Below are 11,624 nucleotides of genomic sequence, written 5' to 3' on the forward strand. Positions count from 1 at the left end.
AACACGAAAAAAATCATTCAAAATAACTCATAATGAACGATTTACCGTTAATCTGTATTTGGCAACAGTTTCAAATATACAAATCAAAACAAAATGTACAAGAAGGAATTTGACAAAATCGGTAAATGCTAGGAAGCGGAGAGTAATACGTAGTGAAAGATGACGCTTAATCGATTAATAAATCATGTTTATTGCGTATAGATAGTTTTTGAGTAAGTATGGGAGCTGTCGAAATGCATAAAAAAGAGCCCTTGAATTTCAAGGGCTCTTTTTTATGTACCAGGAGCGGGAGTCGAACCCGCACGGGCTTGAGGCCCACAGGATTTTAAGTCCGGCGTGTCTACCGATTCCACCATCCCGGCATTCCTCCGCCGAAGCGGCATTTACAAAAAAAGCACCGTGGTCGGTGCCTCTTTGTGGAGCGAAAGACGGGGTTCGAACCCGCGACCTCGACCTTGGCAAGGTCGCGCTCTACCAGCTGAGCTACTTTCGCGTTACACAATTTGCCAGTCCATTGGCGAATTGTGGATGCAAATTTAGGTTGTTTTTGACGTTTGTCAAGCCCTTCGGCTAAAAATATTTTCAATGATACTATCCCAAAAATGCCCGAAAACTGATTCTGAATGAGTTACAGTTTAAATTATAATAACGATTCATCGACTTGCGTATCAAACACACCCGTTAAAACACGGCCTTTTCGTTTCACCTGAACCCAAATCCGATAATGACCCGCTCGAGGAAAAGCGTAGGGAAACTCAACCATGTTATTCGTTTTCATTGGATGGCTCATACCCTGCATTTCAGCCATAAGCAACTGATTTTTTTCGCTTTCAGGCAGCGCTTTAAGTTTGGCAACATAAGCGTCGATGCTATCGCGGAAACGCGTTGCGTTGGGATAACGGAAGGTTCGGGCGGTGTCGGAGATGCGGCTCACCAATGACTCTTCCGCAGCCATCGAGTACGTACCAACTGGATGTAAATGAATATACACACTACCATCGGAACGTAGAATAGCAGCATGACCATCCATACCCAAATAAGGTTCTAAAGACGTCGCTTTCCCTGCGGAATCGGCTACCGCAAATTTCAGCGTGTATAACTTGCCTGCCTCCAGAATTTGTGTGGGTTTATCCATCCAGACCATGGACGAGCCATCTGAGAGCTTCGTAGTAGCGCCGGGTTTTCCACAAACGACCATATCATTGTCTAAATGTGGTACGTTCACCGCATTGGCTTTTACTCCCATGGATTCAGTAACGAGCCAGCTATCGTCTGGATCAGAGGGTTTGACATTGGCCGCTCTTTCAGCAGTACTTTTTGACGAAGGAACATCTACTGTATCGGTTAGGGTTTCAGCGAAACCGCTTCTGTACACAACGTCTGAAAATAGAATGTATTTGCCCCCCGGTAGCGCTGGGAGTGTCGCAGCGTAGTGTAACGTATCGTTTCTATTGGGATGTAAATGAGCAAATGCATCCAACCCCGGGATCCGGACCATAAACGTATGCATCAACTTTCCGTGGTCGGGAATGAGGTAACTTAGAGTCCGTCGGTTGCGCCGACTCTTCCCGAAGCTAGTAGTGTCAAAGAGGATCGACAGTTGCCGGTGGTCATCTGCAATATGTACCGATGCATGGATAGACATTGGCCGGTAGAGCTGTACATTCCGATAATCTTCTGCTTTATTAGTCCACCATGATCGCCAACCTGTTAAAAGTAGCGTGATCATTATTAATCCGATACCCATACCTAACCAGCGCCGACGCCGGAGCGTTGTTGGTATTTGATGATCGGGTAATACAAGCGCATCGGCATTGCTAGCTCCGATAATTGTAATCAACATGACAATTAATAATAATCCCATGGCTGCTAAGCCAATACCCGTTCCTTCAGGCATGTCGCGCAGGGCTGTTGCCACAGCCATTACAGGCACGACTACCTGCTGTTTTCCGTCAGGCCCATCGATACTTAATTCAATGCTTGACGAACCAGATTCCATTAGCCAAACGTCCCCTTCGTACCGGCTGGCACTGATTGACTTTAGTATATCATGGGTAGGGGCACCCTTATCTCCAGCATTAAAATATATCGGTCGGGCACCAATAGTAGTGACACTACCCTGCTCTACAAATACCGTAATGCTAGCCGTTCCTGGTACCACATCAGGTGGTTTTATGCTAATTAGTAACTGATATTTACCCGCTTGTTTTTGTACAACAATCCCTGCGCTACCAATATGCGCAGTTGTAGTGAGTGAGTAAGTGAGTAGCAGACTAAGTAAATAGGCTACTAGTTTCCACCTGAGGCCATTTGATTTTTTTAACATCTCCTTGATTGTGCTTTTACCGTACTACTCGTTTCATCCAATTGCCCCATAGTAGACCAACTCGGGCTGAGAGTATGGCAAACAGTAATGCTTTCCCGAAACCAGTTGCGAAATCAGTAGTAGATTGCAACCGTTCCGGATTATAGGCGTATCGGTAGGGCGAATCGGGTGCCCGGCTGTAAAACCAGCTATTCGATAAAAAGAAACCATTCCGCGCATAAGGCGACGTGTGAAGGAACTCACCAAATGGCCATTGAACTACCAATAAAACAAGCAGAAACGTAACCCCTAGTAAAACCGCCAGTAGCCAGTCATTTAGTTTTTTTCCAGTAGTGAAAGTATCAAAGCGATGGATAAGGAGATCCATCAAAAACGCAGGGATAACTAATAAAGGAGGAAATATGAACGCTTGATAACGGGTGATTGGGTTTAGTACCGGCCCAAGTCGAGGCTGGGCCGGAATATTTTCTAGCACCCAGCTTGGCATAAGGAAAAATAACATAAAAAGCCCTGCAATCGTGGTAATTGGCCAACGTAATAAAGAGGCTCTGCCCATAGCAACCAGATAGAATGGTAACGCAATGGCCGCTGTAACGTAGTAGCGCGTATGGTGGGTTTGGCTCCTGGTCATTGATTCTGAGAACAGTACAAACAACATAGCCAGAAGCAGTCCGGATGCAATAGCGAATAGCCATTTCAGTCTTGTTGACACCGTGTTGCCAGATTCATTTACACCGCGATACTTGTTCTGCAGCGCTAATACACCTATTATGGCTCCAAACTGCACGGTCATAATACCGACGATCAGTATGGTGTGGGGCGGGGTAAGTATCTGTACATCCAGACCGTATGTATTATGCCACCAGTCGTCAAACGGGGCGGATGTTAACATCGCCAGGGCTCCCCAAACACAGAACATGGCCCCTAGCGGCCCATAAAAAACACCCCAGAACGGAACAGCTTCAGCTCGGCCTGGATGATTTCTGGTAAGCGTTAGGTTCAGAATTCTATACGCTGAAAATAGACCCGCCACCACAGCTCCAACGTAAATCACTACGTGTGGAGCCGCAAACAGGCCATCACGTCCAATACTTATGTGCCACATAATATCCCAAAGGAGGCCCATAACCACGCAAAACGACGAGAAAACGACAGCGTAGATGTAGGTAGGTATTCCTAGCCGCCAGCCAATAGACCGGGTAGCAGATTGCTCACGAACGGATTGAACCGAAGGCGAAATTGCCGATTGCATAAATCAGATAAATAAGAGGTCAAAATACGGAAGCAGAAAGTTACGAAATTCTTGTATACCGTACCGTGCGTAGGCTGTCGACCTTGGTAATATGCAACCACGTAGTGTCACTTGATTCAACGGGACACAAAACAGTTGATTTCTAACGTTATTTGCACAATAGTAAGGGTCGCTAATCTAAATAATATGTTACGTTTTAATTCAGTGATAGGGTTTTCTTCATTTGCTACTAGATCATTTATGCTCGGCCTTATGATTTTTATGGGCTCGTGCGTACCCGATTTTCTGCTATCGGATCCTGATTGGGTTGTTATTGAAGCAGGTGAACATGAACCCGATCCCAAGCGTAAAGTAGGATTGTTGATTAGTCCACACGAAGTATCGGCAACTGTCACTTTTGATAGTAGTTGTATCTATGACGTTGGCGCAGTTGATACTGACGACTGGAATAAAGTAATTGGCTTAGGGTTTGTAGGTTCTAAAGACCAGTCCTTAGATGGAGTACCTCCGCATCAGGTGGATGGGGCGCGTGTTGGCTGGCGGTGGAACCCTCAACGCGGAGTAATTGATTTAGGTGCTTATATTTATGTTGAGGGCAAGCGTATTGATTTTAAAGTAGCTGAAACGCGCATTAATACACCGACGAAGCTTACAATCAAAATCGACTATGACCGTAAATTATACCAGGTCTTAGGTGGCCAGGCAGTACCGTTTACGCACAACAAATCGTTTGCGTACAACACAGGGCTTTATTTTGGTGGTAATCAAGTTGCACCACACCGCATCAGGGTAAAGATTGTGGATTAGTGGCTGAGGAAATCAACTAAAACCCGGAAGGATCAGCCACTAGACAGGGATATATATAGTCAAAGTTGTTTAAGTAATTGTCATTAAGAAGCCCTGATATTAACAGTTATTCTGCTAATGTCAGGGCTTCCATTTTTATATCTTGTTATCCTGGTTGCTCAAGATAGACACCTTGTAACCGGATGGAGAGTAAAGTTTAAAACAAAGCTCAGTGGCTAACTATGTAGAAATTATAGACTCAAACATTATACAAATGCGTTCATATGAACACTCATTATATGATAAAAATATATTAATTACTTGTTAAAAAAAGTGACCAACTAGAAGTTTACTAGTCTATGTGACCAGGATTTGTATACATTAATAGGTGTGATCTTTAAGAGCTAATCTCTGTAAAGCATATGTATTTCTGACTATATACTCTATCTCTGTATGTCTAAAAAAGTTACTATGAATAAACAATTTACACGTCTTGGTTAGGTCTGTTTCTGCAGCAGTGTTAGATTCTTTCGTCGAGTAAATTCAGTATTTGAATCGAAACAACACGAAACGTTTTTCAAGTTCTGATCGATTCATCCCAAAACAATAACACATTAGGATTCACAGGACTTCTTTAGGCCCTGCCATCTATCATATTGCCAATTCTGGCCCTTTTACTGGCTGATTTATCTTTTACTGAATGGATAAAATCATTCAGAACGGCTTTGCCGTGCTTTTTTACGAACACAGTGTTTCTGTTCTTTTTTTCATCCGTTAGTATAACTGTTATTTTTAATGAAGAAGCGATTTACATTTAATTATCAGCCCATTTTCAGAGTGCTAAATTCCTTGCTCCCAGAACAATGGAATTCCACACGAAAGCTGAAATTACATTCCCATTTAGGAACAGTAAGTTGTACTTATGTGGAATCTGGAAACAAGTTAACTGAATTTTTGATACAAAAGCAACAAAAGCAACAACCTTTTTTGCCATTAAAGATTTCCCTGCTACTTATGCTGGTAAGCATTCTTAGTTTGCAGAGTGTCTTTGCTACAACATTCGACTGTAATGATGTTTCTTATCGTCTTCAAGGCAACCCTTCGGCACTTTACACGGTTGACTTAGAGACAGGTAGTGCTTCGCAGTTGTTTAGCGCTTCCACACTAGGTAATCGGAATATGATCGCTTTGGGTTATAACCCCAAAGATGGATTTCTTTATGCCTACCAATCAGGAACCAACAAAATCATACAGATACATAATAATGGGACAGTAACAGAGAAGGTCGTGTCAGGCCTGGCTGTAGCTGACTATGATGGTGGTGACATATCGAAAGATGGAATATTTTATCTGTATAACTCAGGCACGACAACCATGCAGAAGGTAAATATTAGCACCCTTACGGTGTCTAGTTTAACCTTAAACAATGCGAGTAGTCTTGAAGATTTTTCCATTAGTGCGGATGGTAACTATATATATGGTATAGATACTGGAACGGGAAGGTTAGTTACGTATAACACTAGTACAGGCGTACGCACGTTAACTGATGTTGGCATCCCAGCCATGACCACGTCAACGTATATTGATAAATCAGGAAATCTGTTCTTTATCAACGATGCTAACTCAACAGTTTATCAGGTTACGGGACCAAATTCAAGTCCTGATACAGAAAGTGGTGTACAGATATCTCCTTCTCTGAATATCTCTATTTCTAATACGGATGGAGCCCGCTGTACAAACGCTTTTGTTCCATTACAGCCTACTTTTTCCTGTTCTACATTTAAATCTTATTTGTTTCAGGGCGATGCTAATGCAGATGGAGGTACGCTGAATAGTAATACGCGTGTTTATGAAATAAACATTATCAATGGTTCGTCTACACAGGTACATGGTCAGTTAATACCATCTAGCACCAACTCCAAAACGTCCGTTAACAACGTAGGCTTTAACGTTACTGACAGTTATCTCTGGGGCTTTCGCCGGGGAACAAATCAATTAGTACGGATGGGTAGTGACTGGTCGGTACAATTTTTTGCTATTGCTGGACTACCCACAGATGTGCCTTTTAATGCTGGTGATATTGATGCAAACGGAATTCTTTATTTATTCCGCGGACATAATAACGTTTCCAGTTCACAAGTTCTGCGGGTTGATCTTAAGCCTTCTTCGGCAACCTATTTGACATTACTCCCACCACTTACCTTAGCGCCAGTCGATGCAACTCGTGAAGTGATTGATCTGGCAATTAATCCCGTAGACGGTCACTTATATGGGATTAATGCCACAACGGGAAATTTGCTGCGAATCAATTCCAGCACGGGTGCTGTTTCAACCGTAGGTGCTACAAACATCCCCATTGCTAATCCTGTTGCCAATGCGTTTGGTGCATGTTACTTCGACAATGCAGGAACATTGTATGTAAGTCAGAATGCTTCTGGTAAAATATACCGTATACCTAAAGCCGCTACTTCGGCTACGGGTATCTTCGTTTCCAACGGACCCATTACTGATGATAATGATGGCGCACGGTGTTTTCAGCAGCCAATAACCGAATTAGCCAGCCTTAGTGGAAATATATTCGACGACGGCAATGCCCTGACAGATAATCTGGTTAACAAGTCTGGTGCGGGTTCTGTCGTCATTGATGGCACGGATATCGATGATGATGTTGCCGGCAATCAACCGATCTACGCTACACTGGTTAACAGTAATGGGGCAGCTGTTACTACTGTTCCGGTATTATCAACCGGAACATATTCATTCTTAGCTGTTTCTCCAGGTACATACTCGGTGGCGTTAAGTACCAACTCAAACGGTAGCACAACGGCTTCTTTGCCTACTAGCTGGAATAATACGGGTGAAAAGCTAGGTACGGGTACAGGTAGTGATGGAACAGCTAATGGGATTTTGACCGGTATCTCCGTATCGTCGAATGATATTGAGAATGCTAATTTTGGCATCAATAAGAAGCCAGATGTCAATGATGCGACCGTAGCGGCTCAGCCCAACCCTGGTGGCACGAATCAGGCGCCAGTAGCTTCGACGGCCTTTACAGGCTTGGATCTGGAGGATGGGACGTATTCGGCTAACCTGACAGGCCGTACCGTGATTCTGACCCCAGCCACCAACGCTACGTTGTACTACAATGGCACGGCGGTTACGGCATCTCAAACCATCACCAGCTTCGATCCAACGAAGGTGACGCTGGACCCCACTGCAACAGGCGCCACGAGCGCGGGTAATCATCCCACCTTTACCTACTCGGCGAAAGATAATGCTGGTGTATTTGCGACCCCTGCCACGGTGACAGTTCCATTCAACGCATCGGTAGTAAGTGTATCCGGAAATGTATTTGATGATGGGAATGGCCTGACGGACAACACAGTCAACAAGTTTGGCGCTAACTCAATCGTCATCAATGGAACGGATATTGATCCCGCTGTATCGGGCAATCAACCCATCTATGTGACACTAGTCAACAATAGCAACGTAGCACTGGCCACAGTGCAGGTGAGCAGCATAGGTACCTATACGTTCAACGGTGTAGCGCCTGGTACCTATTCAATCGTGTTAAGCACCAACTCAAACGGTAGCACAACGGCTTCGCTGCCAGCCAGCTGGACGAGTGTTGGCGAAAAGCTGGGTACGGGTACAGGTAGTGATGGAACAGCTAATGGGATTTTGACCGGTATCTCCGTATCGTCGAGCATCACTGATGCTAACTTCGGCATCGACAAGAAGCCAGTAGTGAATGCGATTACGATAACGGCTCAGTTGAATCCCGGAGGAACTGCTCAGGCGCCAGTAGCTTCGACGGCCTTCACGGGCTTGGATCTGGAGGATGGGACGTATTCGGCTAACCTGACAGGCCGTACCGTGATTCTGACCCCAGCCACCAACGCTACGTTGTACTACAATGGCACGGCGGTTACGGCATCTCAAACCATCACCAGCTTCGATCCAACGAAGGTGACGCTGGACCCCACTGCAACAGGCGCCACCACCGGCAACTCAGGTGCTTTCCCTGATCCAACTTTTACTTACGCTGTAAAAGATAATGCTAACGTCTTTTCCGATGCAAAAACGGTTACTGTACCCTTCACCCTTGGAGTTCCGGATTTAACACCCATTCTCTACGTGCTGCCTACTACTCAGTATGGTACAACTAACTTTACCGTCGTAGTTGATGTATACAATCTGCTTCCAACGGCTTCCAGTGGACTTATTACCCTCTATCTCACCAAAGATCCCTTGGTTAAACTGAGCTTTTCCAGTGGTTCAACCTTTGTTGGCGCCAAAATCGTCCAGAACAGCATCTGGACGTTTGATGATAAGAATGATGATTTTTACATCCTGAAGACCACGGAGGTTATCACAGAGGGCGGGCGTAAATCGTTTGGCCTGACGGGTGTATTGACGCCTGGCAATACGAAGGGAACGTTAACCATCAGCACGACCATTGTAGGTGGTAGTGGGGGTGAGGTTCGGATCAATAATAATTCAGACGCTGAGAAGATCGACTATTTTAATAAATAGTATTGAGGAATAAAAATACCAAGCGGGTGCAGCTATTATAAAATAGCTGCACCCGCTTGGTATTTTCGGCTTGGTTTAGAATTTGTATAGACGCCCGAATGACATCTGCCGAAATAAGGAAACCCGCTCTTCCTATTTATTGTAGAAAGAGCGGGTTTCTATTGGTTTTCAAACTTTCAGCGCAAACGTAACAGACGGAAGAACAGACATAGTATCGTTTCACTACGTCTAACTATTATTTCTTCGCTGTATACATTACGCGCCATACTTTACCTTTAACCGAGTCGCTGATATAGAGTGATCCGTCCGGTCCTTGCGCGAGGCCTACAGGACGGGCTTTGGCATCGCCAGGGCTGGCCAGATCAAGCTTACCCGCATTGACGTCGGTTCCTGGCTTGCCTTGTTCAGCTACGCCCGCAAAATTCTCCGCGAACACCTCATATTTACCCGCTGGGCGACCGTCTTTCCCAAAGGGAACGAAGGCCACAAAATAACCACCCTGTTTTAGTGGAGCGCGATTCCATGACCCGTGAAAGCAGATGAACGCACCATTTTTATAGCGGGCAGGAAATTGATTGCCCGTATAAAAAAGTAAGTCGTTGGGTGCCCAGTGGCCTGGAAACGCCATAATCGGTTTCTCTTTTCCGGCACAACGGTCTTCTTTAGTACCATCGCCACCGTATTCGGGCGCTAATAATTTCTTGTTTTTAACGTGATCGTTATAACAATACGGCCAACCAAAATCTGAGCCTTCTTTTACCATCAGAAATTCTTCGGAGGGTAACTCGGCACTTAGCTCATCCGTAAACACCCCGCCCCAGTTGTTGAGGTTATCGCGGCCATGCTGCATGGCGTATAACGTATTGGTGGCGGTATTCCAATCCAGGGAAACCGCGTTACGAATACCCGTCGCGTAGCGTTTGCCGTCGCTTTTATGCTGATTCAATTTATTCGCGTCGAAAAGCCAGATACCGCCGTATTCTTCCAGGATCGGGCAGGGGTCCATACCCTTCGACCCTTTCTGCCGATCTTTCTCCTGACACGCATTGGACGGTGCCCCGAAATTGACGAACAATTTGCCGTCTGGTGAAATTGCCAGCGATTTACTGGCATGTTGACGCTGAAGGGTTAGCCCGGAGACTATCGGCTCAGCGGGTGTGGTTTCCATTACTTTGCCATTCGTTAGTTTGTAACGATAGACCGACGTGTCTGATGAAGCATAGAGGTAGTTGTTATAAAGAGCCATGCCTGTTCCGGTATTATTGCCGAACATAACCGTCTGATCGGCGCGACCGTCGCCATTGGTGTCATTTAATTCAACAATACCCTTGCCGTCATTAAGTTTTTCTAGTTTCACAAACACTGTACCGGCTTCATCGACAACGATATGTCGGGCTTTGCCCAGATTATCGGCAAAAACTAGTCCCCCAAAGCCGTTCATGAGTTTAATCCCCCCATTATCTGGGTCGGGCGCTGGGGCAGGTAGCCCTGTCTTTAGCGCAGGCGATTTTAGTTTAGCTGACTTAGCAGGCGGGGCGTCATAAGGACCAACCAGAGCGGTGGTCGTAGCGACCGTGAGTAACAGCAGAGTTACATTCATAATAGAAAATTGATTGATAGCAAGAAATAGAAACACCCCGTAAACGTGCCGTAGTGGGCAAAAGTTTTTGATGTAATGAGTGGCCGATTACTTTACTATTTTTGAGGATCAATGTTCTGGCTTTGGTCAGTAATGAATTCATACTATGAGTAAAGAGCCCTTAACCTGGACCGATTTTGAAAAGGTCGACATTCGTACCGGCACCATCATTGCAGCTGAAATATTTCCGCAGGCTCGCAAACCAGCGTATAAACTAACCATCGACTTTGGCTCATTGGGTATTAAGCGTACTTCAGCTCAGCTCACTACGCTCTATCAGGCCAATGAACTGGTTGGAAAACAAGTTGTAGCTGTGATAAACTTTCCGCCCAAACAGATTGCTACGTTCATGAGCGAATGTTTGATTTTGGGAGCTGTTGCCGATGATGGTACCGTAACTTTGCTCCAGACGGAACGTGCAGCGGCCAACGGACTGCGAATTGCTTAACCAGACCTGTAAGACTTTTGAACCCTGCCAGGTCTAACGTAACGCCAACTGCTTACTTTCCCGTTTTATCCGTATGCGAACCCTTTTACTGCTTACTACACTGCTGCTTTTTTCCCTGGTGGGGCATTCTCAACGTCGGTCTGACGATACGTCACATTACCGTAGCGCGCCCATTCCGGCCCATCTGCTTCCCATCGAGCGGGCCTATGGGTCATCATCGCTGGGGAGTGTCTACTTCTATGGTGGTAAAAAGCTGTCGTCCCCTTATTCCCTGGAGATACCCTTCTACGAACTCAGCGATCCCACGGTCACCCACCATTTTCAAACCTTTCGAACATTGACTACGCTCGGACGCCTGACGGCATTTATACCGTTGGCGTATATATTGCTGAGTAAGAACAATAATAATGGCGTTTACTGGACCGTTTATGGCGGTTCGATTGGGGCTACACTCGTTTTTACGATTTTAGGCAACAGCCAGGTAAACAAGGCCGTTACGCGGTACAATGAGATGCTGCGGCAACCTCGCCTGGGTATGTCTGTGGCGCCAGTGCCGCTAACGGGGCAAGCTGCTTTGGGTGCTGGTGTCGCGTGGTCATTCTGATAAGTAGTCCTGAATTCCAACGTGCGAACCGGC

At 45.6% G+C, this 11,624-nt stretch carries 7 protein-coding genes and 2 tRNA genes; 4 read left to right on the forward strand and 5 right to left on the reverse strand.

The window, feature by feature from the left end:
* Positions 1-277 precede the first annotated feature (277 nt).
* The 4 genes from ACYVEA_RS15995 to ACYVEA_RS16010 all read right to left on the reverse strand — a co-directional run bounded on the left by ACYVEA_RS15995 (position 278) and on the right by ACYVEA_RS16010 (position 3,578).
* Positions 278-362, reverse strand: a tRNA-Leu gene (locus ACYVEA_RS15995).
* A gap of 55 nt (positions 363-417) precedes the next feature.
* Positions 418-493, reverse strand: a tRNA-Gly gene (locus ACYVEA_RS16000).
* 147 nt (positions 494-640) lie between these two features.
* Positions 641-2,326, reverse strand: coding sequence for a hypothetical protein (locus ACYVEA_RS16005; protein WP_461114447.1), 1,686 nt, complete (start codon positions 2,324-2,326; stop codon positions 641-643).
* Between the two features lie 16 nt (positions 2,327-2,342).
* Complete coding sequence (locus ACYVEA_RS16010; RefSeq protein WP_461114448.1) at positions 2,343-3,578, reverse strand: hypothetical protein; 1,236 nt, start codon at positions 3,576-3,578, stop codon at positions 2,343-2,345.
* 240 nt (positions 3,579-3,818) lie between these two features.
* Here ACYVEA_RS16010 and ACYVEA_RS16015 point away from each other — a divergent pair, with 240 nt between their 5' ends.
* Positions 3,819-4,385 (forward strand): hypothetical protein, encoded by a 567-nt coding sequence (locus ACYVEA_RS16015; protein WP_461114598.1) that lies wholly within the window; start codon positions 3,819-3,821, stop codon positions 4,383-4,385.
* Positions 4,386-5,378: 993 nt separating this feature from the next.
* A complete protein-coding gene (locus ACYVEA_RS16020; protein ID WP_461114449.1) occupies positions 5,379-8,900 on the forward strand; it encodes a beta strand repeat-containing protein in 3,522 nt (1,173 codons plus the stop codon).
* A 235-nt stretch (positions 8,901-9,135) separates the two neighbouring features.
* On the opposite strand, the gene ACYVEA_RS16025 is transcribed toward ACYVEA_RS16020, so the two are convergent.
* Positions 9,136-10,500, reverse strand: a complete 1,365-nt coding sequence (locus ACYVEA_RS16025) for a PQQ-dependent sugar dehydrogenase (RefSeq protein WP_461114450.1) — start codon at positions 10,498-10,500, stop codon at positions 9,136-9,138.
* Positions 10,501-10,645: 145 nt separating this feature from the next.
* Between ACYVEA_RS16025 and ACYVEA_RS16030 the strand changes: the two genes are divergently transcribed.
* Positions 10,646-10,987: a tRNA-binding protein gene (locus ACYVEA_RS16030; RefSeq protein WP_461114451.1), complete on the forward strand. Its 342-nt coding sequence runs from the start codon at positions 10,646-10,648 to the stop codon at positions 10,985-10,987.
* Positions 10,988-11,060: 73 nt separating this feature from the next.
* Positions 11,061-11,591 carry a hypothetical protein gene (locus ACYVEA_RS16035; RefSeq protein WP_461114452.1) on the forward strand — a complete coding sequence of 177 codons (531 nt, stop codon included), beginning with the start codon at positions 11,061-11,063 and terminating at the stop codon, positions 11,589-11,591.
* Positions 11,592-11,624: the final 33 nt, after the last annotated feature.

The sequence above is a fragment of the Spirosoma jeollabukense genome, from assembly GCF_054777855.1.